This window comes from Undibacterium sp. CY21W (assembly GCF_014284265.1).
Classification (GTDB): domain Bacteria; phylum Pseudomonadota; class Gammaproteobacteria; order Burkholderiales; family Burkholderiaceae_D; genus Undibacterium; species Undibacterium aquatile.
This window is the reverse complement of record NZ_JACOGE010000007.1, coordinates 16,327-41,297: the sequence shown is the minus strand read 5'-3', so window position 1 is coordinate 41,297 and position 24,971 is coordinate 16,327. Positions and strand designations below refer to the sequence as shown.

The following is a 24,971-nucleotide window of genomic DNA, read 5'->3' as shown; positions in this document are numbered from 1 at the left end:
ACAGCTATCGTGTGAACAAAAAACAAAACCAGACGCCATTCATGCGCAAGAATTTTTTACAACGGCGATTTTCGCTGCCAGCCAACGATCTTTTACGGGACCTGATCTACCGTCGTTTGTGGACGTCGATACTGATCAGCTCGTTTGGTGCGCAGATCACGATGCTGGCGTTGCCATTGACCGCCGCTGTCATGCTCAATGCCAGCGCCAGCCAGATGGGCATACTGACGATGATGGAAACGCTGCCGTTTGTATTGCTGTCGCTGCCAACCGGGGTATGGCTTGATCGTATGCGCAAACTGCCGGTGTATATTGCGGGCGAAACCATCATAGGCTTGGCCGTCATCAGCGTACCGGTGGCCTGGTGGATGGATATGGTGAACATGCGCTGGCTGTATGTCGTCGGTTTCATCATCGGCATGGTGAATACGATGGCGGGAACTGCGGCGCAAATCGTCCTGACTCAGATCGTGCCGCGTGAACGGCTAGTCGAAGCGCATGCAAAGAATGCGCTGGCAACCTCCGGCGCTGAAGTCGCCGGCCCCGCCACCGCAGGAGCCTTAATCAAACTGCTAGGTGCACCGCTTGCACTGATCGCCGACGCCGCTTTACTGATCAGCTCGGCGATGATATTGCGTGGGATCAAAGTCACCGAGAACCGCCCGGTTGCCAAGGATGCGGCGTTCTGGCGCGACTTGAAAGCTGGCGTCCATTTCGTCGCTAAAAAACCCCTGTTACTGGCGCTGGCCGCCACTGTCGGCGGCTGGCAGCTTTGCTACAACGCCGCCTTAGTCGTGCAGATTTTGTATGCGACCCGCATCCTCGGTTTATCAGAGCAAACCGTCGGTCTGAGTTACATGGGCATGGGCTTGGGTACCATCCTTGCCAGTGTTTATGGTTATCGCATCAGCCGCGCGATCGGCCCCGGGCCTTGTATGGTGCTGGGTATCACGATCTGCGGCGCAGGTTGGAGTTTGCTGGCCATCGCACCTGTCAATCATTGGGGTATTGCGGCATTCGCTTTAATGCTGATGTGTTTTTCTGTCGGTGCGGTACTGATATTTATCAACTTCCTCGCTTTACGTCAGGCCGTCACCCCTGAGCCTATGCTGGGACGCATGACCAGCACTATGCGCTGGCTGATCCTGTTACCCGCAGGCCCCGGTGCTCTGATCGGTGGCTGGATGGGCGAACACGCGGGTCTGCATTATTCACTGGCGTTCGCAGGAGTTACCGCACTGCTGCTGGCAACATTCGCGTGGCGTAATCCTATTATTCGTGGCATCAGTGTTTTACCAACGCTAAGCCCGCAGGAAGAAAGGCAGTCGTTGTGACCGGTTGCGTAACGGATTCAGCATCATTGGGATTCAGCATCATTGCGCTGAATACTGGCCAATACGCATGCTCATTCCGTGCAGGCGAGTGATCCGGCGGCGGTCAGTAAATATTTCGCAGCACGGTGCGCATATGATTGCGCAGAAAAGAAAAAAAGCGTGATAATGCGCGATCGGTGTTAATTGCTTAACGTTTCGTCACAACGTAATAACGATAAGCAATATCAGGCGGGCCCGGGGGAATACAGCAATACGGGCTCTTCATTGACAATAAAAAAGGTAATTCAATGCCAAAAGAAACGTCAGCTTCTTCATTCAAGCCGTACATACCGGCGTCGGCACAACTACCGGAAATGACAGCACGCGCTTTAATCATGGGCGTCATTCTCGGTATGATCTTTGGTGCTTCGTCGCTGTATCTGGTACTCAAAGTCGGTTTAACGGTCAGCGCATCGATTCCGGTCGCCGTCATCGCGATCACGCTATTCCGCCTGTTTAATAAGTTCGGCGGTAAAGATTCAACCATCCTTGAAAACAGTATTACGCAGACCGCCGGCTCCGCAGGTGAGTCACTGGCATTTGGTCTCGGCGTCACCATGCCGGCGATTCTGATTCTCGGTTTTGATCTGGAAATTTCGCGTGTAATGCTGGTCGGCTGCCTCGGTGGCTTGCTGGGCATTCTGATGATGATTCCTATGCGCCGGACGATGATCGTCGAAAAGCATGGCGAACTGAAATATCCGGAAGGCACGGCATGTGCGGAAGTATTGAAAGCCGCAGCGACCGATACGTCACGTGAAGCGGCCGGAGAAAGCAGCAACCCACATGCACAGGACGATGCCAATCGCCGCGCTAAAATTATCTTTGCGGGTTTCGGCATAGGCTTGCTGTACAAAATTGCGAACGTTGCGTTTAAAGGCTGGAAAGACACACCGGAAGTCACTTTCGGCGCACCTCTCAAAGCTGGTTCGCTGGGCGCGGAAGTGTCGCCAGAATTACTCGGCGTCGGCTACATTATCGGCCCGCGCATTGCCGCCGTCATGGCTGCGGGTGGCGTCATGTCTTACCTGTTGCTGATTCCGATGATCAAATTTTTCGGCGACGCACTGATCACACCACTAGCACCTGCGACCAAACTCATCAGCGAAATGAGCCCGCATGATATCCGCAGTGCCTATATTTTGTATATCGGTGCCGGTGCCGTTGCGGCAGGTGGCCTGATTAGTCTGGTACGCGCGATGCCAACCATCTGGCGCAGCCTTTCAGCTGGTCTGGCTGGTATGCGCAATGGTAAAAACGATGGTGCAGCAACATTGCGTACAGATCAGGATATTCCGATGAAATGGGTTGTGATCGGCGCACTCGCCATCATTGCCATCATTACCTTCGCCACACCGTTGCACATGAATTTTCTCGGTGCCTTGCTGATACTGGTATTCGGCTTTCTGTTTGTGACCGTATCATCGCGCCTGACGGGTGAAATCGGTTCCTCATCCAATCCAATTTCCGGCATGACGGTAGCAACGCTGTTATTCACTTGCCTGATTTTCTTGCTGATGGGCTGGACTGGTGGTCAGTATTACGTCACTGCTTTGTCGGTAGGCGCGATTGTCTGTATCGCTTCGAGCAACGGTGGCACAACTTCGCAAGACTTAAAAACCGGCTATCTGGTGGGTTCAACGCCACGCCTGCAACAATATGCAATTCTGGCTGGCGCGCTGTCGTCCGCATTGATTCTCGGCCCTATTCTCCTGAAACTGAATGATGCTGGCACGGTATATGTACCGGCAGCACAGGTCGCGCCAACATTAAGCACGGATGCGGGCAAACTGACAGAAACAGCCAGTTTGCAAGGTCCACAGGCAAAGCAGGATAAAGCGAGTTACAAGGTCTGGCATAAAACCGATACTGTTGGCGGCCCGGCAGGCAAGTATCTGGTCGATAACGCTGGCAAAGCCGTGTATCTGGTTGATCCGGGTATCAACGGTGCCTATAACAAACGTCCTGACGGTACTGAAGTCAAGAAATACGATGCTCCAAAAGCCGTACTGATGTCTTACATCATCAAGGGCATACTCGATCAGCAACTGCCTTGGACGCTGGTTTTGTTTGGCGTCATGATCGCACTGGTACTGGAAATGGCGGGTATCCCATCGCTGGCATTTGCGGTCGGCGTCTATCTGCCTTTATCGTCGTCCGCCCCTTTGTTTGTCGGCGGCATGATACGGTGGCTGGTGGATCGCCGTAACAACAAACTCGATCAGTATAAATCGCTGAATGAGGAAGAAATGCAGGCCGCTGGCGACCGCAGTTCTGGTGTTTTGCTTTCCTCCGGCTATATCGCAGGTGGTGCGCTGGCGGGCATCGTGATTGCATTTACTGCGGGCATTCTGACCGGTTTCGACAAAGCGATCGGTGACTGGGCTACTGCACACAATCCATTCTTTGAAGGCGCTTACGCGAATGGATTAACGCTGATCCCGTATGCCGTCATCATTGTTACCCTGTATCTGGTTGCCCGTGAAAAGAATGTAAAAGCAAGCTGACCAGCCACTTAGCCAGACTTAAGCCAGCTCTGAACCGAGCGGCGAAAAAATTAAAAGGACTTAAATCAGTATAGATTTAAGTCCTTTTCCATTGGCATAGTCAGCACGCTTCTTCGTCCGGAAATTTGCCAGTACAATGGCAGCCACACCAATTTAAAATTAAATTCATGTCCACCACACCCATCCTCGATTGCAAAAATCAAGCCGTCGCTATCGGCGATATTGTCCGCGTCATCACTCTCAGTAAAAAATTTATCAATAATTTCCCCGAAGACGAGCGCATCTTAATTGAATCGATGATCGGGCAATTTTTCAAAGTGATCGATCTGGATGAAGACGGTTATCCGTGCGTTATGAGGGAATGGCACGATGAGCGCGGCATACTGCAAACGCATGTCATCGCTTTGGATTCCGAAGAAATGGAAAAGGTGTGAGTCTGCATCTCTGACAGAATCACACCTTGAAGAATGCCCAGCAAAAAATATTTAATTAATATAGTTAAACAAGGACAGCCCGGCAGTTTTTACAAACGATTGCTGCGCTGCCTGTAAAGTAGTTTGCTGTTGTGATAACGACGTCAGCGCTTTCACATAATCCAGATCCTGAATATCTGACAACGCAGATTTATAGTTCAGTGCATTCGCAGAGCCAAAACTATCAAGATCATCAATTTCCTTCAGACTTGAACCTAATTGCGCACGTGCCGTTAACACATTACTTAGGGACGCATCCAGATTGTTATTCCCCTGCGCTAACGCAGCAGAAAGGTCTTTCTTTGCGCTGCTTGTCGTTGCAGGAGTATTGAGCGCATTAATAATGTCAGTCAGCGTCTCAAAAATATTCTGATTGCCTGGCTGCACACTGAAATGATCCCCAGGCCCTGGCGCGCCGGGTGTATTGGTCAGAGTAATATCCATGCCATCAACCGTCACCGTTGCCGGGCTGGTGTAAGCGGTACTTGGCACGACTACAGCGCCGGTCGTTTTATTCGTTACGGTAAAATTTAAGCCCGTAGAATCAAATGCAATATCGTAGTTCTGACCCGTCAATGCATTTGCTGTCGGTGCGTTGATAGTGACTGCGGCAACGACCTGCCCATTGTTTGAAGGATTCGGAACAACATTGAACTGCCCTGGCGACGTACGGATATTCTCAAAAATCTGTGTTCCGGGAGTACTCAACGGCAACTGGCGCGATGTTTCAACCTGCAGATATCGCTGTCCCTGATCACCGTTATATGTTGCTCCGTTGATCGTCTTTGTATAAGGCGCAGTCGTTGTCGAAAAACCGGAAAACAAATAGGCGCCAGTTCCGTCCGTCGCGTTCGCAAGACCTAACAACTGATCAAGATTACTCTGCATTTCAACCGCAATGTAACTGCGATCTTTATCATTCAGCGTTCCGTTGCCAGCACTGACGATAAGGGTTTTAAGATTGTGCAGCGTTGTTGTGACGTTGCCGAGAGTGCTTTCAGCCATACTCAGATTATCTTTGGCATTCGCCCGATTCACCGCATACTGCTCATTGATTGCATCAGCCTGCGTGATCACCAAAGCACGCGCCGAGCCTATAGGATCATCCGCTGGCGTGAGTATCTTGCGCCCGGAAGCAATCTGTTGTTGCGTACGGTTCAGGGAGGATTGCAGATCGCTGATACGGGAACCTCCGCCCTCATAGATCATACTTGTGCTGATACGCATAAATTACCTACCTTCCGATGGCCAGTATTGCGTCGAATAACTGACTGGCAATCTGCATCAATTTGCCGGCAGCCTGATATGCCTGCTGGTATTTAAGTAAATTGGCGGCTTCTTCATCCAGATTCACGCCAGAGATGGATTGTTGATTATCCGTCGCATTCTTTAACAAGGTCGCTTCAGATGCTGTCGTGATACCCAATTCATGTGTTTTATTACCAACCTGACTGACAAATTGTGCGTATGCACCTTGTATCGTCGTAGTACTGCCAACCATACTGTTTTTTGTCTGTATACCCGCCAACAATAAAGCATTCCGGTTATCGCCGGAACCAGTCACATTGGCTGAGATATTAAACACATCGCTATTTGAGGGCGTACCAGAAAGAGTGAAACTGGTCCCCGAATAGCTATACGTTGCGCCGTCAGAATAAGGAACTGCCGTACCCGCAGGATAAGTGGTCGACGTTGCCCCCTTAGTAACGGTCACATTCGCGTTTACAGGAAAACCAGTCAGGGTATTTCCCGCGGAATTAAAGGTTAATTTGGATGCTGCCACAGGAACAGATGGCGACACAGTAAAAGTATCACCATTTGCCGGTGCTCCAGAACTGTTCTGAACCGTAAAACTCATACCGGAAAAACTGATCTTCGCGCCTGTCGTATAAGGTACTGTTGCCGGCGGCGCATAATTTGTTGTGGTCGCACCCACAGTCACAGACACATTGACTCCGGCTGGAAAGCCAGTGAATGAGCCACCGGAATAAGTCAGCGTGACTGGTGGTGCGACGGAAGAACTTGCGAAAGAACTATCTGTTTTAACCGCACTAATGGTTGCAGTTGCGGAGCTTGATGCGCTCGCGACCGCTGAATCTACTGTGCCAACTGAAATTTTTCCATTACCGATGTTCGTTGTCGGCACTGCCGTTTTGATCGCCGCAGCAACCGCAATTTTAGAAGGGTCAATCACATCAACGGAAAACCCTGCCGCGGCAGCCAGGGTAGGACGAATCAAAAACTCATCTCCGGTCGCAGGCTGAGCCGCAGGTGGCTGCGGAAATTCCATCGTAATGCCGTCAATTTTGATCGGCTGTGATGTCGCAGTCTGGGTCTGACCATCCGACACGCGGATAACACGATAATTTCCGGGGCTGGTTACCTGCAAACGATAATCACTGGTGGTCAGTGCGCTGACATCGGAAATATTCGCAGTTACATCTGCATTCGTTGTATTTGATGTACTTGGCGTTGTAATTGGCTGGGGAATATTAAAGAACTTCGCACCAGTCGCGCCGTTCAGATCTTGCCCCAATGCATGCTGCTCATTGAATGCCGAGGCAATACCAATCGCCACACGCCCGATCGCATTCTGCGCAGGGTCTAAAGTATTGGCCCTAAAATCAAAGAGCCCGCCCAAAACGCCGCCTGGCAAACCATTTTCGGCAATTTGCACCGACGTACCGTTAGCAGAATACGAGACTTCCGCTCTGGTCGAATCAGTTTTAGAGACACTTAATTCGAGCTGATTAACGACCCCGCCCAGAACAAGCGGTTGCCCATTACCGATAAACACATTGAATTTATTATCCTGAGGTATCACCGTGACTTTGGTGTACTTCGACATTTCTGTGATTAACTGGTCGCGTTGATCAAGTAAGTCATTCGGTGGTGAACCCGTTGTGCTGACTGACTTGGCAATCGTCTCATTTAAATTGGCGACTTGCGACGCATACGTATTGATTGCGGTGATCGCACCGCCAATCTGACCGTTGACGTTCTGTCTGATCTCGTCCAAACGGGTCTGCAAACTATTGAAACGGCCAGCCAATGACTGCGCACTAGATAAAACCGCCTGACGTGCAGCTGCACCGGCTGTTCCGTTCGGACTCGCAGAAAGATTTTGTATAGATGTGAAAAATTCTTGCAATGCCGGCGTCACTCCTGCTGTCGGATCGGCAACCAGATTATTGATTTGTTGAATTTGCGAGTAATAAGCGTCAGCCTGGTTTTTGGTGGTCTGCGTCGCATTCACTTGCTGGCTGATAAATGCGTCGTATTGTCGCTGTATCTGGCTGATGGAGACGCCCTGTCCAACAAAAGAACCACCCAGCAATTGCGGCGCATTCGCCGATTGCAACACAACCTGGCGGTTATAACCTGCCGTGCCAGCGTTGGCAATATTATGTCCAGTGGTACTAATTCCCACTTGGGCAGCGGCCAATGCGGTTTGCCCGATGTTCAGAATATTTGTACCCATAATTTAACCTATTGATTATTTGAGCTTTGTTGAGCTATCACCTTAAGGTTTTCGGAGAAAAACACAAAAACTTTAATGTAGTAAAAATAATAACTAACAGTTAGCAAAGACCGTCACATTACGTCGACAATGTTTGTTTGATTATTTTAGTCAGTTTATTGGCGTATTGCGGGTCAGTCGCATAACCTGCCTTTTGCAGGCCAACAGCAAAACTGGTCGCATCTTTGGCATTTGCAATGACATTTTCATAGCGAGGATTTTTTGTCAAAAGCTTTGCGTAGTCTTTGAATGCATCTGCGTAGGAATCATAGGCTTTAAATTTTTCAACTTTACGATAGGCGACGCCGTTGACATATTCCGTTGTTACCGCATCAACAGTTTTTCCCTTCCACTTACTGGTCGCCTTCATACCAAAAATATTGTGACTGGTACTGCCATCGACTGTTTTGATTTCACGGCGCCCCCAACCACTTTCCAGCGCCGCTTGTCCGAGCATGAATTTAGCCGGAATTCCCGTCGCCTTACTTGCCGCCTCGGCGTCGGCACTTAATTTTTCCTGAAATTCACGAACGTGCGCCGGCCCCGAAAAACTCGTCTTTGCCGCTGTGGCAGGTTGTTGTTCAAATTTCAGATTATCCAGATACGAACTGATGCCTCTGGCGTTACCCGCGATGTTCCCACTAATACCGACGCCATTGCCAGCAGTAGCATCATCCGTTTGCAACGCCTGGCTCACCGCATTATTAGTCAATTGCCTTACCAGGGCATCGGCAAGACCGATACCGCGGTTTGCCATCGATTGCGACAATTGCTGATCAAGCATCGATGTGTAGGTACGGGTTTGTTCATTGTCGAAGGCACCATCCTGGCCGCCAGCCTGACGCATGGATTTCAGCATCATATTCATGAACAATGCCTCAAACTGCTTGGCTGCTGCCTTGATAGATTCGGGGGAATTATCTTTCGCCGATTGCTTGAGCCCATCCAGACTCTTGCTATCAAAAGCTAATTTATTATCCGAAAGATCAGCACGACCGATCATGAGGCATCCTTAAATAATTTCAAGCTCTGCACGCAAAGCGCCAGAGGCTTTAATCGCCTGCAAAATCGCCAGCAGATCCTGTGGCGTTGCACCGATCGCATTCAAAGCTTTCACGACATCGGCTAACGATGTGCCTGCCTTCAGCATCATTAATTGCCCAGCATCTTTTGTGATACTGATGCCAGAGTTTGCAGTCGCTGCGGTTTGACCACCCGCCAAAGCATTTGGCTGACTGATCGCGTTATCCGTATTAATGACAACGGAAAGATTGCCGTGTGCGACAGCGCAGGAATCCAGCGTGACGGCCTGATTCATCACGATAGAGCCTGTCCGCGCATTCAAGATCACTTTTGCCACAGTCTGCGCCGGAGTCACATCCAGACTTTCCAAAGCACCTAAAAATGAGACCCGCTGATCTGCACTGACCGGTGCTTTCACCTGAATCGCACGGCCATCCAGTGCGGCCGCAGTCTCCGGGCCAAAACGCCGGTTAATCGCGTCAACGACTCTGCTCGCGGTAGAAAAATCTGATGTATTCAATTCCAGTTGTATCGTATTTCCCTGACCGACAGAACTGGGAACCGCCCGTTCCACCGTCGCTCCCGAAGAAATACGCCCTACACTCAGATGATTGACTTGTGCTTTACTACCATTCGCAGAAGCGCCGACGCCACCGACCAATACGTTGCCTTGCGCCATCGCGTAGATCTGGTTATCCGCGCCTTTAAGCGGCGTCATCAACAAAGTACCGCCACGAAGGCTCTTCGCATTCCCCATAGACGATACCGTCACATCCAAGGCTTGCCCCGGTTGTGCGAACGGTGGAAGCGATGTCGTTACCATGACGGCTGCGACATTTTTCAACTGCAAACTCGTACCGACAGGCAAAGTAACCCCCATCTGCTGCAACATACTCACGATACTTTGTACCGTAAACGGCGTTTGTGTAGTCTGATCTCCGCTTCCATCAAGGCCGACAACCAAGCCGTAACCCAGCAGCTGATTCTGACGAACGCCCTGAATACCGGCAAGGTCTTTCAACCTTTCGGCTCGGCATTCTGCCGTCAGCGTCATGCCCATCGTCAGAGTGATGAGCAGAGTGCAAAGCGATGACCGCAACTGCGTATATTTTTTCATATTCAACCTCTTTTCAGTTTCTTACATAGGAAGAAAACTGAGGAAGAAACGCGTCAGCATGGAGTTCGCCTCAGCCTTATCGATTCTCGTCGTTGAGCGGTATTCAAATCTGGCATCGGCCACCTGCGTGGACGGTACAACATTGCCCGCTGCTATGGTCTGAGGATTGATCACGCCGGAAAACCGAACGAACTCAGCGCCCTTATCAAAGGCAAGTTGCTTTTCACCACTGACGAGCAAATTACCATTGGGCAGAACATCAATGACAGTCACAGCAATCGTCCCGGTAAAACTGTTACTCGCCGTTTCCGCACCTTTTTCATCAAATTTTGAAGAGCCGTTGGTACTCAGCCCCAACTGTGCCGTGGTTGAGGACTTCACACCAAATACTGTCGGTGCAGCCAGCGATAAACCAGACGATTTACTGGAAGAACTCGCGCTGCCTTTTGCTGCGGAAGTTCTTTCACTGATAGAGATTGTCAATACATCGCCCACCATTCTGGGCTTGGCATCTTCATATAAAGGGCGATAACTTGCAGACTGAAAAATCGCACCATTAATTTCTTTGTGCGGCTTCGCAGACTGCGCCGGCAACGATGTTGGCTGATGCACGATGGCCGGCGGAGTCACAGCACAACCGGCCAGCAACAAGACGACACTACCGAAAAAAAATAAAGCCTTCATGATGTCCTCAACTAGTTACCAGAATCAGAGTTGCGTTAATTTTTGCAGCATCTGATCCGAGGTCGTAATCGCCTTACTGTTAATCTCGTATGCACGCTGCGTCTGTATCATGTTGACCAATTCTTCAGCAACATTGACGTTCGAGGTCTCGACAAAATTTTGCATCAGTAACCCTGCGCCGTTTGTGCCTGGTGTATTAGTTCCTGGGTTGCCTGACGCTGCCGTCTCTGAGTACAAGTTTTCGCCCAGAGCCAACAAACCTGTCGGGTTAATAAACGTCGCGAGCTGAATGGAACCAACCTGCACCGGCGCGCTGGAGCCTGGCTGAGTTACAGAAACAGTGCCATCGCGTCCCACAGTAATCGACTGCGCATTGGCAGGAATCGTGATTGCAGGCTGAATCACAAAGCCACTTGACGTGACCAATTGCCCCTGACTATCCATCTGAAAAGAGCCATCACGGGTGTATGCCGTAGAGCCATCAGGCATCAACACCTGAAAAAAACCCTGACCTTGAATCGCCACATCTTTCGCATTGCCGGTTTGTTGCAGATTGCCTTGTGTGAAAATTTTCTCGGTTGCGACTGTACGTACACCAGTACCTAACTGCAGGCCCGAAGGTAATTGCGTTTGCTGCGAACTTTGCGCACCAGGCTGACGTATAGTCTGATACAACAAGTCTTCGAAAACTGCGCGTGAACGCTTAAATCCGGTAGTGCTGACGTTCGCCAGATTATTGGTAATCACATCCATTTGTGTTTGCTGTGAATCCAGGCCAGTCTTGGCGATCCAGAGTGAACGTATCATTTATTTCTCCTGCACGCCCTGCGGCGTAATGAACAGCTTAATTTGCTACCGGTTATTCTGCGCCTAAAACGACTAACCCAAACTGAGGATCTGACTGGCTTTTGTCGCGTTATTCTCCGCATTCTGCAAAAGGCGCATTTGCATTTCAAATTGTCGACCAAGGTTAATCATGGTCACCATCGATTCCACCACACTGACATTGCTGTTTTCCAGCATGCCGCCAGCAACGCCAACGGCAGCATCTGCATCAGCAACGGTGCCGTCTTTCGTTTTAAATAACCCATCATCACCGCGCACCAGATTTTCTTCTGGCGGATTTACCAGTTTTAAGCGACCGATCACTTGCACCGCATTTGGATTGGAGCCGACCGGCACAGTTGAGACGGTACCGTCCTTTGCAATTGCAATCGACACGTCCGGCGGAATCGTAATCGGACCGCCGTCGCCAATCAGATTTAAACCATTCTGCGTTTGCAAAACCCCGTTTTCACTTAATTTCAGGCTGCCACTGCGGGTGTAGCCTTCAGAGCCGTCAGGCTTTTCTACAGCCAGCCAACCCTTACCCTGAACCGCAACATCGAGCTCGCGCCCGGTCAATTGCAAACTACCCGCAGAGAAATCCGTACCTACCGTCGCGTCAACAACAAACGCGCGGGTTGGCAGCTCCGCCCCCTGCACCGGCACTGCCCTGAAGGAATCTAATTGAGCACGAAACCCTGTCGTCGTCGCATTGGCGAGGTTATGCGCATTCGTTGCCTGTTGCTCAAGGATATGCTTGGCACCCGTCATCGCTGTATAAATCAACCTATCCATTACCACCTCCCGATAAGCACGTACTCAATTCAATATCCATTTTTATTCAGATGATTAACGCAGATTCACGATTGTTTGCAAAATCTGATCCTGCGTTTTAATGGTTTGTGAATTTGCCTGATAAACACGTTGCGCCGTGATCATATTGACCAGTTCGCCGGTAAGATCAGTATTCGAGTCTTCGGTTGCTGACGCCGTTAACGCACCGAGACCACCTGAATTTGGAGGACCAACCAGAGGCTGACCAGATTCAGAAGTCTCTGCCCATTGGTTATCGCCCAGCGATTGCAAACCGTTAGAATTGGTAAATGAAGCAAGCACGACCTGCCCTAGCACCTTCGTCTGACCGTTGGTATAACTACCGACAATCGTGCCGTCTTTCGCGGTATTGAACTTGGATAATTTGCCAGACGTAAAGCCATCCTGCTTCATGCTGCTGACGCTGAAATCCGAGCCAAACTGCGTTGAATTCGTGTAATCAAATTTGATGTTTGCTGTCGTATTGATTGGTGTCACAGCACCTGAAGCAACGGGCACAATCATCTGCAATGCACGCGGATCAGTTGCAGCATACGCAGGGATCGCACCAGTCAACTTACCCATATTGTCAAATGCCAGCTTACCAATCGGTGTTGGCGTCGTCGCTGCCGGCGTCAAAGCACCCGCCGCATCGAAAGGATTACCGTCAACTGTCGCAAAGACATTCCATTCTATGGTGCCTGCCGTTGCGGGCGGCGTAGCAACCGGATCAACGCGCACATAGTAAGTTTGTAAAACGTGAGAATTACCCAGACTATCGAACACCGTTACCGATGTCGATTTATTGTAGGACGTAGGATCAGTCGGAGAAAAAGCAATCGGCGTAATGACAGGTGGAATTGTCACTGGCTTTTGCGTCCCTGGCACGTATTCACGCGAATCCAGATTCATCACGCCACTGACCTTTGCTGTTTGCGCCGGTGCGATATCCGCAGTATTAATTGTAATTGGCGACGCTGACCCGGTTGAAAGCACACCCGCCGCATTCGCAATATAACCGGTCAGTTGCTGTCCTTGTGCATTCACCAGACCACCGTTTTTATCCAGTTGAAACTGACCATTACGAGTATAGGTGACAGCACCGTTTTTAATCATGCGGAAAAAGCCGTTACCGTTAATCGCTGTATCGAGTGGGTTATTGGTCGAGCTGATATTCCCTTGGGTAAATTGCTGAGCTATCGTCGATACCCGCACACCGATACCAACTGCATTCGCAGAAGCGCCACTCAATGAGTTCGCATAAACATCGGCGAACTGCACTTGCGCCTGCTTAAAACCGACTGTATTTGCATTCGAAATATTGTTACCGATCACGTCCAGTGATTTCGATGCCGCGTTTAATCCACTAAGACCTTGCTGAAAACCCATGATTTTTCTCCCTAACTTTAAATACTGCGATTACCTGCGTAATCAGCAATCTCAGAAAATTTGCTTGACATCTGCCATTGAAATTTCACCGACACCAGAAACTGTCAGCTTCACACCTTGCGACCCCGAACTCACACTATTCACCATACCGAAACATAATTTAGTCACATCCAACGCCTTTCCGCCTGAGCTCGCGGCAACATCAAACGTATAAGTACCATCGGCGACCGCTGCCCCAGAATCATTTTTTCCATCCCAGGTCAGATCGTTCACACCCGCGGGCAAAGCACCGAGACTCAGCTTGCGCACCGTTGCGCCGGCTGCGTCTTTAATCACCACTTCGACCTTATCAGCACCCTGCGGCAAATCCACAGCGTAGATCCCCTTCGCGCTGGAGAGTGGCAAGGAGTTCCCTGCGGTCATCACACCATGACCAATCATGTTTGCCGCCTGCAAATTCTGGCTTGCCTGCATATTGCTGCTGAGTGCCGCGAACGATGCATTCAATTTCTCAATTCCGGACACCGTCGACAATTGCGCCATCTGACTTGTTACCTGGGCATTGTCCATAGGATTCAACGGATCCTGATTCTTCATTTGCGTGACCAACAGGTTCAGAAACGTGCTCTCTGAAGTTTTTGCGGCTGATGTGCTGCTGGTCGTACCATTCATGGTATTGAGCAAGCTCTGATCAACTGTATTGCTTTGTATCGTTGTCATTACATTTCCTTTTTATGAAGGTCACTGACCCAAAGTCAGCGTTTTCAGCAACATTGTTTTCGCCGCGTTCATCGTTTCAACGTTGGTCTGATAAGAACGGGATGCCGAAATCATATTCACCATCTCTTCCACCACGTTGACGTTTGGCATTGCCACATAGCCCTTGTCATCTGCGAGCGGATGTTTAGGGTCATACTTCATTTTTGCTGGCGTCGCATCCTCAACCACTTCCGTTACTTTCACTCCGGTAGAAGGTGAGCCAGCAACCGGCACCGCACTGAATACAACCTGCTTAGCCTTATATGGCTTGCCATCAGAACTGGTCACACTGTCGGCGTTAGCCAGATTACTGGACACGACGTTCAGACGCTGAGCCTGAGCACTCATGGCGGAACCAGCCACATTAAAAACATTAAAAAGCGACATGATAATTACCCCTGAATTGCTGCAAGCATGTTACGAATTTGCATATTAATAATCGTCAGACTCGCCTCATATCGAAGTGAGTTTTCGGCAAACTGATTGCGCTCAACATCCATATCTACAGTATTGCCATCGATATTGCCTTGTGAAACTGTGCGATACATCGGCTCAGCCCCCGCCACGGTTGATGCGCCGCCCAAATGCTGCGCATCCGTTTTATTCAGACTTGCCGTCGCCTGCTTAGAATCGAGATGCAGTGCGTTATTCAAAACCGATGTGAAATCAATATCTCTGGCTTTGTAATTCGGCGTATCCGCATTGGCGATGTTAGAAGCAAGCAATTGCTGCCGCTGACCACGAACAGATAAAGCTGTTTCGTGAAAACGCATGAAATCATCTAATTTAGTCATCCGAAGCCCCTCGCCAGTCCAGAGCCAGCCTTCTGCCAGCCATATAACGGTTTTCCATTATTGGCATCTTATATCCCGCAAAGACAATTCAATTCATTGAGTAAAGGCGAAAAACCTCTTCTATTCAAGCCTTAGCAAACCGATCCTGACATCTACAATGGCAACACGTTAAAAGTTATCTGCATCCGCCCGGCTATGAAACAACTTTTCAGATCAATTATTTTTTTGTTAGTGCTGACGTCGGCCCTTAATCAGGCGCAGGCTCAAACCACGGCTGCTATGCAAGATCACGAAATCATCAGAAAACTGGCAACCGACTTTTTAAATCAGCAGGCAAGAACTCAACCGGGTGAGAGTACGGTTACGATGGGACTAGTCGATAAACGGCTTAATCTGGCGGCGTGCCAGTCTCCTACAGCATTTCTGCCTAACGGAAGTAAAGCCTGGGGCAAGATCACGGTCGGGGTACGTTGCACAACACCTGTTAACTGGGTTATTTACTTGCAGGCAAACGTACAAATCACTTCTGAATATTACGTCGCATCCCGTGCTCTGAGTCAGGGACAGCTCATCACAGCTGACGACATGAGTAAAATTAAAGGCGACATATCAAATTTACCTGCTGGCATTATTACCAATCCTGAACAGGTCATCGGCAAATCCTTGCAAAGCTCCATTTCGTCCGGCACACCTTTACGCCAGGAATTACTCCGAAGCCCGGCAGTAGTGCAACAAGGGCAATCTGTCAGAGTTGTCAGCAATGGCCCGGGGTTTCAGGTTGCCACAGATGCGCAAGCACTGAATAATGCAGCGGAAGGCCAGGTAGCTAAGGCTAAAACAAGTTCCGGGCAAACTGTCAGTGGCATTGCCAAAGCTGGTGGCGTCATTGAAATAACATATTAACAAGCACCACAATTGGAATATATTTGTACGTAAAATTAAAGTTTAAAAATACCTGGCCGATAACCGGATTGTAGAAGTAGACCATTCCCACTTTCGAGGGTATCGCCGTGAAAATTGATGACACACTAAATAAAGCTGCAAGCTTACCAAGCCAGCAGCCCGTACGGACTGAAAAAGCACCAGAGAGAGCAGTTTCCACTCCGGCGCCTTCTATTAACGTACAAATTTCCCCTCTGTCTACGCAATTGCAAGCTTTGCAAAGTACACAAGCAAGCAATGGCGTATTCGAGGCAAAAAAGGTTGAAGAAATTAAATTAGCCATTTCTGAGGGACGCTTCCAGGTGAACTCTGAGAAAGTTGCTGATGGACTTCTGGAAACCGTGAAAGATTTACTTAACTCCAGAAAACGCTGAACATGACCAATACAAGCGCAAATAGTGACGCTATTCTGCATTGCTTAAAAGAAGAAAAAGAAGCAATGACAGCTTTGGCTGACTTACTCAAAGAAGAGCAAGCTGCGCTTGTCGATGGTGATGTGTCTCTGTTGACTCAGACTTCTGCACAAAAAAGTGAATTGGTTCGAAAACTGTCTGAGGCAGAAAAACTGCGTAACGCTTATCTTAAACAGCAGGGTTTCGGTGACGATGCAGAAAGTACATTAAAGTTTGTACGCCAGACACCGGAGGCACAATTGCTTTGGAATGGTTTACTGGAATTATCAGCACAAGCTAAAGAAGATAATAAAACCAATGGCCTGATGATCACGCGCAGACTGTCGCAAAATCAGGCTGCACTCAGCACGTTTCAACAAGGAACAACGACAGGCTCCTTATACGGACCAAATGGGCAGTCGTCGATCAGAACAACTCCCGCCAAAGGACTTATTGTCCGCTGATCGTTCGCAAGTACATAAAAAAAGCCCCGATTGTTCGGGGCTTTTTTTATTGCGATCTTTGTCAGGGAGTAATTGGCGCTTGAGTCGCAACAGGAATATCCACTACCGGCTCAGGTAATACCGACAAGATAGTGACACTCACCCGGCGATTACGCGATCTTCCTTCAGGCGTATCATTTGAATCCACCGGTAATTTTGCTCCTTGCCCAACAGCAGTCACCCTGAAATCATCAACACCATTTTCCGTTAAAAGACGCGCTACCGTACTTGCCCGAACCGCTGATAATTCCCAATTCGAGGGAAAAACCGGATTTTTGATTGGCACATTATCCGTATGTCCTTCGACCTGAATTGCATGATTGTCTAATTTTAATACAGAAGCAATCGCGGTCAGTGCCTGTACGGAGTCTGCGTTTAACTTAGCTTCGCCAGGTGGAAACAACAAACTTGCATTGATTTCTATCGTCACACCCCTGGCAGTTTGCGTCACTCTGACTTTACCTTCCTTGACCAAGGGCTCCAGGGCAGCAAGTACATCTTTTGCTAATCCTGTCATTACCTCCCGCTCTTTACGAATGTTTTCAGTTGATTTCCGCTTCACTATTGGCAGCGGATCTAACTTCACCACCTGTGGAGTTACTCCGGCAGCAACAGGAGAGGTAGGGTCGTTACTAAATGCGCCAGTCAGGGAGCTGGACAACACGCGATACTTTCCCTCATTCAGCGAAGAGATCGCATACATAACAACAAAAAAAGCAAACAATAAGGTAATGAAATCAGCGTAAGAGACCATCCATCGTTCGTGGTTTTCTGGCTCTTCGTGATACTTTTTTCTTGCCATGTTTAAACCTGACTACTGTGGTTATCAACCCGCTCTTCCACGATACGAGGACTATCTCCAACAGCAATGCTATAAAAAATATCGGACAACATCTCGCGTCGGGTAATTTCTCTGCCGATTATTTCTTTTAACTTATTGCTGACGGGCAGAAAAAATAAATTAGCTAGGCCAACACCATAAATCGTCGCCACGAATGCCACGGCAATACCGCCACCGAGTTTCGCGGGGTCAGTCAGATTTTCCATGACGTGAATCAGCCCCAGTACCGCTCCTAAGATTCCAATGGTCGGAGAATAGCCACCAGCGGCCTCCCAAATTTTGGCGGCCTGACGTTGCTCAATTTCATACAATGAAATATCAACATCCAGAATGTCTTTCAGACGCGCAGGGTCAACGCCGTCAATAACTAGCCGCAATCCCTTACTGATAAAGGCGTCATCAGAAGCATCCATATAACGCTCAAGACTTAAAAATCCCTCGCGCCGTGCAACCGCACTCCAGATCAATGCATCCTGAATATTTTTACGGCTATTGTCTTGCGGCTCAGAAATGACCCATTTCAACATACGCAAACCACGTCGGAAAGTACTCATACGACTCTGCAGAAGTACCGCCCCCAGCGTGCCAATCGCAACAATCACAAATGCCGCTGGTTGCACTAATGAAGAAAGACGCCCGCCCTCCATTAACTGACCGGAACTGATGCCGACAACGACCAGAATAAATCCTACTAAGCTAGCCCAGTCCACGCTTTCTCCCTTAAATGCGCACGCATACGTGCAACCGCCTGGCTATGCAACTGAGAAACGCGGGACTCAGAAACGCCCATGACCGCGCCGATTTCTTTCAGATTTAACTCCTGTTCGTAATACAGGCCCATTAACAATTTTTCGCGTTCGGGCAAACTGTCGATCGCACCGATTACGGCATCACGAAAATCGTCATTCAACAGATCCTGCAAAGGATCACCGGAACTATCGGAAGAATAATGATCGAGGAAGTGCTCTTTTGTTTCTGCGTCATGGAAATCTTCGTAATACACCAACTGATGTCCGCCGCTATCCCCCAAAAGTCCCTGATACTCTCCAAGGGATAACTTAAGCGACTTGGCCACTTCTGTTTCTGTCGGCGGCCGCCCCAGTTTTTGCTGCATCTGGTTCATCGCATTTTCGATTTTCCGCATATTTTGCCGAACCCCACGCGGCAACCAGTCGGTGTTGCGTAGCTCATCGAGCATCGCACCACGAATCCGCTGGACGGCGTAGGTTTCGAATTGTGCACCATGCGTGTCTTCGTAACGACTGATCGCATCAAGCAGACCAATCATTCCAGCTTGCACCAGATCATCCACCTCAACACTGGGAGGCAAGCGCGCCTTTAATTGGTAAGCCAGTCGCTTAACCAAAGGCGCATGCTCCCTGAGGAGAAAATTTTTATCTGATTTTCCGCTGGCCGTGTACATATTCAAATTAGATTCCGAGAGCGATGCCCTGTTGTCCGGATACACTGTCCAGACACAATGCAGATCGCGCACTGACAGCAAGCCGCTCTGCCAGTTGAAAAAAAGCCATGGAAGAGCGCGCTTTTGGAAAAGCGTCGATCACTGACCGCCCCTGATGAGCAGCTCTTCTGACGAATTCATCATCCGGCACATAACCAATGAAATTTAAGGGTACCGCAAGATATCGTTGAGACGCCTGAGCCATATTCGTATAAATCAACATTGCTTCTTTCTCAGATACACCGGACACCAAAATACTAAAAGAGCGTCGCCCCAGACGAGCACTCATACGCTTAATCAGTCCATACGCAGATTTGATTGCTGACGGATCTGAAGAAACCTGAATCACCACTTCACTATCATCCAGAGATGCCAGTGGAAACGCATCGCACGCGTCAATATCACAATCAACCACGACCATATCGGCACGATGTACTGCCAGATCAAATACTCTCGACAATCGTCTCGAATGCTCGGCGGACAAGCTGGATGACACAGTCCTCTGACGCGATAACATCGATACTGACAAGCCAGACGCAACCATTTTTACTGCCTCGTGCATTGTACGCTGTTGTTGCGCTACATCCAACAAGGTGCGCTCTATGCTCGCATTGAACCACGCGCCTACACTATCGGAAGACGAACGCGCATCAACCATCAAAATTTGCTGCCCCTGCCGCGCTACCGATACGCCTAGATTTACCAGCATTTCGCTTTTTTCATTGTCTTTCAACGCTGATAAAAAAGTAAATACACGCGGCTTTGGTCCAGCCAGCATGCGACGCAGTCCCTCTGCCTGATCAACATTAGCCAAGAGACACCTCCCGCGCAGCCGCTTGTCCACCAGTTGCAGCAGATCCGACACCAGCCATCAGCAAAGGCAGCTCTTCATCCAGATAACGGAACGGCGCCGTTTCACGTTTTAACTTAAAGGCGCGATCAATCAGGTACTGCTTGTTTGCCACATGCAAGTCTTCCGGTACCCGTTGCCCATTCGCAATGTAATACAGACTTAACTTTTGGCGGATCACGATATCCAGCGCACCGCCTATCGTCGCCGCCTCATCGAGTTTAGTCAGAATACATCCTGCGAGGCCTGTCCCCTGATAAGCACGCACGACTTCACTCAGCGTTTCACCGGTCGATGTCGCATTCAGACACAGCAGGCGTTTCACATCAGTGCCAGAACCAGACAACATCGCGACCTGATCCGTCACCATTTTGTCACGCTGACTGACTCCGACAGTATCAATTAAAACAGTATGTTTATTCTTGAGCTCGGACAAAGCAATCCGTAAATCACTCTCATCTTTGACTGCGTGAACCATCACACCAAGAATTTTCCCATAGATTCGTAACTGTTCATAGCCGCCGATACGATAACCATCGGTTGTGATCAACGCCAGCTTCGACGGACCGTGACGCATCACACAGCGCGCTGCCAGTTTTGCAGTGGTCGTCGTTTTTCCAACGCCTGTCGGCCCGACCAGAGCGTACACACCGCCCTTTTCTAAAATTTCATTTTCATTATCGATGGTCGTCAGATTGCGGGCCAGAATAGACTTTATCCATTCAATACCTTGTTCACCTGTTTCATTTTCCGGTAACTTTGCAACCATGAATCGCGACAAGCTGGCGCTCAGGCCAGTTGCCAGCATCTCTTTCAGCACCAGCGCCTTCTGTGGTTCGCGTTTTTGCGTATTAGCCCATGACAACTCCGCCAGTTGCGATTCCAGCATATTGCGCATGGAACGAATTTCGTTCATCACATCACTTAACTCACCCGTAACGGAAGCCGGAGCTGCAGCATATTCCTGCGGCTCTGCGGCCATGCCGCGCGGTGTGAATATCCGTGCTTCATGTTGAAACGATGGCGCCGCTCTGGTGTGGCCGGAGGTGATCTGGCGCTCATCTTTAGTCGGTGCGATCGACTGTATCGCTTCATCGGCCATCGCCATAATCTCGACCTTACCATCAACATTCCGGTTGGACAAAATCACCGCATCCGCACCCAATGCTTCCCTTAATAAGCGAAGCGCCTCACGCGAGGTGTTAGCAGTAAATTTTCTGACGTTCATGATTGCCCTCCAACAAGGCTGGTAACTCTAATGGTTTTTGTTTCAGGTAATTCGGCATGCGACAACACTTTAAGTTGCGGCAATGTACGGCGTAAGAATTTAGACAGCAAAGCACGCAGTGGTGCAGGCACCAGCAGGACTGGCGTCATGCCCATTTCTTCTTGGTGTTTGGCTGCAGTTTCGGTTTGCGTTGTCAACGCCTCAGCCAAGCCAGGCTCGAGAGCAGCACCATCACCACCACCGGCATGGATCGCCTGCATCAGCAAACGTTCAAGACGGCTATCCAGAGTCATGACGGTCAGCTCATTTGTTGCCGGGAAAATTTGCTGAACAATCGCACGACCAAGCGCGATACGTACTTGCGCGGTCAGCTCATTGGCATCCTGGGTATGCATCGCCTGCTCAGACAAGGTCTCGATAATGGTACGCATATCGCGGATATGTACGCCTTCCAGCAGCAGGTTTTGCAAGACTTTTTGCAGTACCGACAAAGGAATCAGTTTAGGCACCAGATCCTCAACCATTTTCGGCATTTCTTTTGCCAGATGATCCAGCAACTGCTGCACTTCCTGACGACCTAACAATTCAGCGGCATGCGTAGTGATCAGATGATTCAGATGAGTTGCAATCACTGTGCCGGCATCAACCACGGTATATCCCATCGCTTGCGCTTGTTCGCGCGCACTGGCATCGATCCAGATCGCAGGCAAACCAAACGCAGGATCAGTCGTTTCTACACCTGGCAACGGCCCAGAAACCATGCCGGGATTGATCGCCAGATATTGGCCATTCATCGCTTCACCGGCGCCGACTTCAACGCCTTTCAACGCGATGCGGTATGCAGATGGCTTCAGTTCAAGATTGTCGCGAATGTGTACCGGCGGCGATAAAAACCCCACCTCTTGCGCGAATTTTTTACGTATTCCTTTAATACGACGCAGCAACTCACCGCCCTGCGATTTATCGACCAAAGGAATCAGACGATAACCTACCTCAAGCCCCAAAGTATCCACGGGTAAGATATCCTGCCAGGTGGCTTCTTCAACTTCAGGTGCCGGTGCATTCTGCGCTTCCGCTTGCGCCGCCGCTTCGGCAGGAGAAATACCCGCTGCCTGTTCCGCTTTCTGACGCGCCAGATACCCAGCACCAGCCAGTAATCCTGCTAACAAGACGAAAGCAATATGCGGCATACCTGGAATAATGCCCATGCCACCGATAATGCCAGCGGTGATAAACATCACCTGTGGTTTGGCAAATAACTGCCCTATCAACTGACCACTGATATCTTGCTCACTGGCGACACGCGAGACAACCACACCAGCAGCAGTAGAAATAATCAACGATGGAATCTGCGCAACCAGACCGTCACCGATAGCCAGCAAAGTATAGTTCTTCAGCGCTGAACCAAAGTCCAGATCGTGCTGCACCATCCCCACAATCAGACCGCCGACGATATTAATCACCGTCACCATGATCCCGGCAACCGCGTCACCGCGCACGTATTTAGACGCACCGTCCATCGCACCGTAGAATTCAGCTTCCTGCGCGACTTCGGTACGGCGACGACGTGCCTCTTGCTCGGCAATCAGACCAGCATTCAGATCAGCATCAATCGCCATTTGCTTACCAGGCATCGCATCCAACGCAAAACGTGCGCCCACTTCAGCGATACGACCTGCACCTTTTGTCACCACCGTGAAGTTAATGATCGTCAGAATCACAAACACCACGATACCGACAGTGTAATTTCCACCAATCAGAAAATGACCAAAAGCCTCAATCACCTTACCTGCGGCGTCCGGACCTGTATGACCCTCAGTCAACACTACGCGGGTAGACGCGACGTTGAGCGATAAACGCAACATGGTGCTGACCAGCAGCACTGTTGGGAACACCATGAAGTCCAGCGGTTTCACCGTGTACAAACTCGTCAGCAAAACAATGATCGCAATCGCGATATTGAAACTGAAAAAAACGTCGAGAATAAATGCTGGCAATGGCAACACCATCATAGCCAGCATCAGAATAATCAAGATAGGCGCTGCCAGCGCCCTGCCATTGAGCCCGTTCATCCACAAAGGCAATTTCAGGCTGTTCATACTGCGACTCCTACTTGATTATTCGGGTCCAACTCTGCGGGAACTTCTAATTCGCGTGGTTCTTCCGGTCTGATGCCACCACGTTCGCGGTAGCTGCGAAGCTGGAATACATATGCAAGGACTTCAGCGACAGCCGCGTATAAAGCTTCCGGAATCTCGTCGCCTAACTCTGTGTGCTTATACAGCGCACGCGCCAGCGGTGGCGCTTCTAGCAAAGGAACATTGTGTTCGGCACCAAGCTCACGGATTTTTGCGGCGACTTCATCCGCACCTTTCGCCACTACCTTTGGTGCGCCACCACCACCCTCGGTGTATTTCAGTGCGACGGCGAAGTGCGTCGGGTTGGTCACAATAACGTCAGCAGTCGGAATTTCAGTCATCATCCGGCGACGCGCCATTTCACGTTGTTGCTGGCGAATCTTCGCTTTAATTTGCGGATTACCATTCGACTCTTTCGATTCCTGCACCACTTCCTGATGCGTCATCTTTAATTTGTTCGCGTAATGCCACATCTGATACGGCGCATCTATCGCTGCAATCGCAACTAAAGCAGCAACGATAGACATAAAACAGACGGCCATCATGTGACCAACGTGTGCGATCCCCGCATGCAGATTTTCCAGAGGCAAACCAAAAATCACCTCTTTTTGCCCCATGATGACAACCCAGGCAACGCTACCGACAAGCACTGTTTTTACAATCGCCTTCAACAATTCAACACCAGCACGAGCAGAAATCATGTTTCCCAAGCCGGAAATCGGATTCATGCGCCCGAAATTAGGTTGTAGCGCCTTAGCACTGAACAACCAGCCACCAATCAACAGCGGTGAGCCCAATGCCACCAGCAACAGCACCAATACGACGGGGGAAAATGCCAACAGAACATCCAGTAAATTGACGCCGATTTTTCCAATCAACAAATTAAAGTCAAAGGCAGCTTCACGCTCCAGAGTCAGACCTGTAATCAGATTTTTATTCAATTGCTGAACCAGAGTGCCGCCCATCGCCCAGAGAGCACCACCAGCTGCCAGCAAAATAGTGCAGGTTGACAGCTCACGCGAACGCGGAACATCCCCTTCCTCACGCGCCTGCTCAAGGCGCTTCTCCGAGGCCGGTTCTGTTTTTTCGAGATCGCTATCTTCGGCCATTGCCGACTCCTGTCATTTCCACAAAGCAAGTAATGCTTCGATTACGTAAATTTACAGATGAGATTATTGAACGCGCCGCCGAACTTGGATGCGAGGAATAAAGGAGTAAATACCCGTTTATTCCCTTTAAAGAACATCAGCCGGACATCTCATTTCAGATACAAGCGATTGAATAACCCTTTATTTAGTAAGGATCTCTGGTGTAGCTACCGATTGATTTCAGGTCCCG

The 24,971-nt window shown here is 49.7% G+C and carries 24 protein-coding genes; 6 read left to right on the top strand and 18 right to left on the bottom strand.

The window, feature by feature from the left end; genetic code table 11:
- Positions 1-41 precede the first annotated feature (41 nt).
- The 3 genes from H8K29_RS15465 (at position 42) to H8K29_RS15455 (ending at position 4,314) form a co-directional block, all read left to right on the top strand.
- On the top strand, positions 42-1,334 hold the full coding sequence (locus H8K29_RS15465; RefSeq protein ID WP_186898318.1) for an MFS transporter: 1,293 nt from the start codon (positions 42-44) through the stop codon (positions 1,332-1,334).
- Positions 1,335-1,621: 287 nt separating this feature from the next.
- The gene (locus H8K29_RS15460; RefSeq protein ID WP_186898317.1) at positions 1,622-3,880 is read left to right on the top strand and encodes an OPT family oligopeptide transporter; all 2,259 of its coding nucleotides are present in this window, start codon (positions 1,622-1,624) and stop codon (positions 3,878-3,880) included.
- A 167-nt stretch (positions 3,881-4,047) separates the two neighbouring features.
- Positions 4,048-4,314, top strand: coding sequence for a hypothetical protein (locus H8K29_RS15455; RefSeq protein WP_186883616.1), 267 nt, complete (start codon positions 4,048-4,050; stop codon positions 4,312-4,314).
- 51 nt (positions 4,315-4,365) lie between these two features.
- Here the strand turns inward: H8K29_RS15455 and flgL are convergent, their stop codons facing one another.
- The 11 genes from flgL to flgB form a co-directional block, all read right to left on the bottom strand.
- A complete protein-coding gene (flgL, locus tag H8K29_RS15450) occupies positions 4,366-5,580 on the bottom strand; it encodes a flagellar hook-associated protein FlgL (protein ID WP_186898316.1) in 1,215 nt (404 codons plus the stop codon).
- 7 nt (positions 5,581-5,587) lie between these two features.
- Positions 5,588-7,834, bottom strand: a complete 2,247-nt coding sequence (flgK, locus tag H8K29_RS15445) for a flagellar hook-associated protein FlgK (protein ID WP_186898315.1) — start codon at positions 7,832-7,834, stop codon at positions 5,588-5,590.
- Between the two features lie 118 nt (positions 7,835-7,952).
- A complete protein-coding gene (gene flgJ, locus H8K29_RS15440; RefSeq protein ID WP_186898314.1) occupies positions 7,953-8,876 on the bottom strand; it encodes a flagellar assembly peptidoglycan hydrolase FlgJ in 924 nt (307 codons plus the stop codon).
- Positions 8,877-8,885: 9 nt separating this feature from the next.
- Entirely contained in the window at positions 8,886-9,956 is a 1,071-nt protein-coding gene (locus tag H8K29_RS15435) for a flagellar basal body P-ring protein FlgI (protein WP_234030649.1), read from the bottom strand.
- Between the two features lie 78 nt (positions 9,957-10,034).
- Complete coding sequence (locus tag H8K29_RS15430; protein ID WP_186898312.1) at positions 10,035-10,697, bottom strand: flagellar basal body L-ring protein FlgH; 663 nt, start codon at positions 10,695-10,697, stop codon at positions 10,035-10,037.
- 24 nt (positions 10,698-10,721) lie between these two features.
- Positions 10,722-11,504, bottom strand: coding sequence for a flagellar basal-body rod protein FlgG (gene flgG / locus H8K29_RS15425; protein WP_186883622.1), 783 nt, complete (start codon positions 11,502-11,504; stop codon positions 10,722-10,724).
- A 72-nt stretch (positions 11,505-11,576) separates the two neighbouring features.
- Positions 11,577-12,317, bottom strand: coding sequence for a flagellar basal-body rod protein FlgF (flgF, locus tag H8K29_RS15420; RefSeq protein WP_186883623.1), 741 nt, complete (start codon positions 12,315-12,317; stop codon positions 11,577-11,579).
- A 54-nt stretch (positions 12,318-12,371) separates the two neighbouring features.
- Entirely contained in the window at positions 12,372-13,724 is a 1,353-nt protein-coding gene (gene flgE, locus H8K29_RS15415) for a flagellar hook protein FlgE (RefSeq protein ID WP_186883624.1), read from the bottom strand.
- A 51-nt stretch (positions 13,725-13,775) separates the two neighbouring features.
- A complete protein-coding gene (locus H8K29_RS15410) occupies positions 13,776-14,444 on the bottom strand; it encodes a flagellar hook assembly protein FlgD (RefSeq protein ID WP_186898311.1) in 669 nt (222 codons plus the stop codon).
- 21 nt (positions 14,445-14,465) lie between these two features.
- The gene (flgC, locus tag H8K29_RS15405) at positions 14,466-14,870 is read right to left on the bottom strand and encodes a flagellar basal body rod protein FlgC (RefSeq protein WP_186898310.1); all 405 of its coding nucleotides are present in this window, start codon (positions 14,868-14,870) and stop codon (positions 14,466-14,468) included.
- Between the two features lie 5 nt (positions 14,871-14,875).
- Positions 14,876-15,277 (bottom strand): flagellar basal body rod protein FlgB, encoded by a 402-nt coding sequence (gene flgB / locus H8K29_RS15400; RefSeq protein WP_186898309.1) that lies wholly within the window; start codon positions 15,275-15,277, stop codon positions 14,876-14,878.
- Between the two features lie 279 nt (positions 15,278-15,556).
- Here flgB and flgA point away from each other — a divergent pair, with 279 nt between their 5' ends.
- The 3 genes from flgA (at position 15,557) to H8K29_RS15385 (ending at position 17,075) form a co-directional block, all read left to right on the top strand.
- Positions 15,557-16,180 (top strand): flagellar basal body P-ring formation chaperone FlgA, encoded by a 624-nt coding sequence (gene flgA / locus H8K29_RS15395; protein ID WP_255423411.1) that lies wholly within the window; start codon positions 15,557-15,559, stop codon positions 16,178-16,180.
- A 107-nt stretch (positions 16,181-16,287) separates the two neighbouring features.
- On the top strand, positions 16,288-16,593 hold the full coding sequence (gene flgM, locus H8K29_RS15390) for a flagellar biosynthesis anti-sigma factor FlgM (protein WP_186883629.1): 306 nt from the start codon (positions 16,288-16,290) through the stop codon (positions 16,591-16,593).
- A gap of 2 nt (positions 16,594-16,595) precedes the next feature.
- Entirely contained in the window at positions 16,596-17,075 is a 480-nt protein-coding gene (locus tag H8K29_RS15385) for a flagella synthesis protein FlgN (protein ID WP_186898307.1), read from the top strand.
- Positions 17,076-17,136: 61 nt separating this feature from the next.
- Here the strand turns inward: H8K29_RS15385 and motD are convergent, their stop codons facing one another.
- The 7 genes from motD to flhB are packed head-to-tail and all read right to left on the bottom strand — an operon-like array spanning position 17,137 to position 24,742.
- On the bottom strand, positions 17,137-17,916 hold the full coding sequence (motD, locus tag H8K29_RS15380) for a flagellar motor protein MotD (RefSeq protein ID WP_186883631.1): 780 nt from the start codon (positions 17,914-17,916) through the stop codon (positions 17,137-17,139).
- 2 nt (positions 17,917-17,918) lie between these two features.
- The gene (locus H8K29_RS15375; RefSeq protein ID WP_186898306.1) at positions 17,919-18,665 is read right to left on the bottom strand and encodes a flagellar motor protein; all 747 of its coding nucleotides are present in this window, start codon (positions 18,663-18,665) and stop codon (positions 17,919-17,921) included.
- Positions 18,647-19,378 carry an RNA polymerase sigma factor FliA gene (locus H8K29_RS15370; protein ID WP_186883781.1) on the bottom strand — a complete coding sequence of 244 codons (732 nt, stop codon included), beginning with the start codon at positions 19,376-19,378 and terminating at the stop codon, positions 18,647-18,649. Before H8K29_RS15370 ends, H8K29_RS15375 begins: the two co-directional genes overlap by 19 nt.
- Before the next feature lie 7 nt (positions 19,379-19,385).
- A complete protein-coding gene (locus H8K29_RS15365) occupies positions 19,386-20,231 on the bottom strand; it encodes an antiactivator of flagellar biosynthesis FleN protein (protein WP_255423410.1) in 846 nt (281 codons plus the stop codon).
- Positions 20,224-21,495, bottom strand: a complete 1,272-nt coding sequence (gene flhF / locus H8K29_RS15360) for a flagellar biosynthesis protein FlhF (protein ID WP_186898305.1) — start codon at positions 21,493-21,495, stop codon at positions 20,224-20,226. The genes H8K29_RS15365 and flhF overlap by 8 nt, the downstream gene beginning before the upstream one ends.
- The gene (gene flhA, locus H8K29_RS15355; protein WP_186883634.1) at positions 21,492-23,594 is read right to left on the bottom strand and encodes a flagellar biosynthesis protein FlhA; all 2,103 of its coding nucleotides are present in this window, start codon (positions 23,592-23,594) and stop codon (positions 21,492-21,494) included. Before flhA ends, flhF begins: the two co-directional genes overlap by 4 nt.
- Positions 23,591-24,742 (bottom strand): flagellar biosynthesis protein FlhB, encoded by a 1,152-nt coding sequence (gene flhB / locus H8K29_RS15350; RefSeq protein WP_186898304.1) that lies wholly within the window; start codon positions 24,740-24,742, stop codon positions 23,591-23,593. The genes flhA and flhB overlap by 4 nt, the downstream gene beginning before the upstream one ends.
- Positions 24,743-24,971 lie beyond the last annotated feature (229 nt).

Bases quoted from the DNA above. Each gene is read 5' to 3' on its own strand.
- H8K29_RS15465 (WP_186898318.1), top strand. From the start codon at position 42: ATGCGCAAGAATTTTTTACAACGGCGATTTTCGCTGCCAGCCAACGAT.
- H8K29_RS15460 (WP_186898317.1), top strand. From the start codon at position 1,622: ATGCCAAAAGAAACGTCAGCTTCTTCATTCAAGCCGTACATACCGGCG.
- H8K29_RS15455 (WP_186883616.1), top strand. From the start codon at position 4,048: ATGTCCACCACACCCATCCTCGATTGCAAAAATCAAGCCGTCGCTATC.
- flgL (WP_186898316.1), bottom strand. From the start codon at position 5,580: ATGCGTATCAGCACAAGTATGATCTATGAGGGCGGAGGTTCCCGTATC.
- flgK (WP_186898315.1), bottom strand. From the start codon at position 7,834: ATGGGTACAAATATTCTGAACATCGGGCAAACCGCATTGGCCGCTGCC.
- flgJ (WP_186898314.1), bottom strand. From the start codon at position 8,876: ATGATCGGTCGTGCTGATCTTTCGGATAATAAATTAGCTTTTGATAGC.
- H8K29_RS15435 (WP_234030649.1), bottom strand. From the start codon at position 9,956: ATGGGCATGACGCTGACGGCAGAATGCCGAGCCGAAAGGTTGAAAGAC.
- H8K29_RS15430 (WP_186898312.1), bottom strand. From the start codon at position 10,697: ATGAAGGCTTTATTTTTTTTCGGTAGTGTCGTCTTGTTGCTGGCCGGT.
- flgG (WP_186883622.1), bottom strand. From the start codon at position 11,504: ATGATACGTTCACTCTGGATCGCCAAGACTGGCCTGGATTCACAGCAA.
- flgF (WP_186883623.1), bottom strand. From the start codon at position 12,317: ATGGATAGGTTGATTTATACAGCGATGACGGGTGCCAAGCATATCCTT.
- flgE (WP_186883624.1), bottom strand. From the start codon at position 13,724: ATGGGTTTTCAGCAAGGTCTTAGTGGATTAAACGCGGCATCGAAATCA.
- H8K29_RS15410 (WP_186898311.1), bottom strand. From the start codon at position 14,444: ATGACAACGATACAAAGCAATACAGTTGATCAGAGCTTGCTCAATACC.
- flgC (WP_186898310.1), bottom strand. From the start codon at position 14,870: ATGTCGCTTTTTAATGTTTTTAATGTGGCTGGTTCCGCCATGAGTGCT.
- flgB (WP_186898309.1), bottom strand. From the start codon at position 15,277: ATGACTAAATTAGATGATTTCATGCGTTTTCACGAAACAGCTTTATCT.
- flgA (WP_255423411.1), top strand. From the start codon at position 15,557: ATGCAAGATCACGAAATCATCAGAAAACTGGCAACCGACTTTTTAAAT.
- H8K29_RS15385 (WP_186898307.1), top strand. From the start codon at position 16,596: ATGACCAATACAAGCGCAAATAGTGACGCTATTCTGCATTGCTTAAAA.
- motD (WP_186883631.1), bottom strand. From the start codon at position 17,916: ATGGCAAGAAAAAAGTATCACGAAGAGCCAGAAAACCACGAACGATGG.
- H8K29_RS15370 (WP_186883781.1), bottom strand. From the start codon at position 19,378: ATGTACACGGCCAGCGGAAAATCAGATAAAAATTTTCTCCTCAGGGAG.
- flhF (WP_186898305.1), bottom strand. From the start codon at position 21,495: ATGAACGTCAGAAAATTTACTGCTAACACCTCGCGTGAGGCGCTTCGC.
- flhA (WP_186883634.1), bottom strand. From the start codon at position 23,594: ATGAACAGCCTGAAATTGCCTTTGTGGATGAACGGGCTCAATGGCAGG.
- flhB (WP_186898304.1), bottom strand. From the start codon at position 24,742: ATGGCCGAAGATAGCGATCTCGAAAAAACAGAACCGGCCTCGGAGAAG.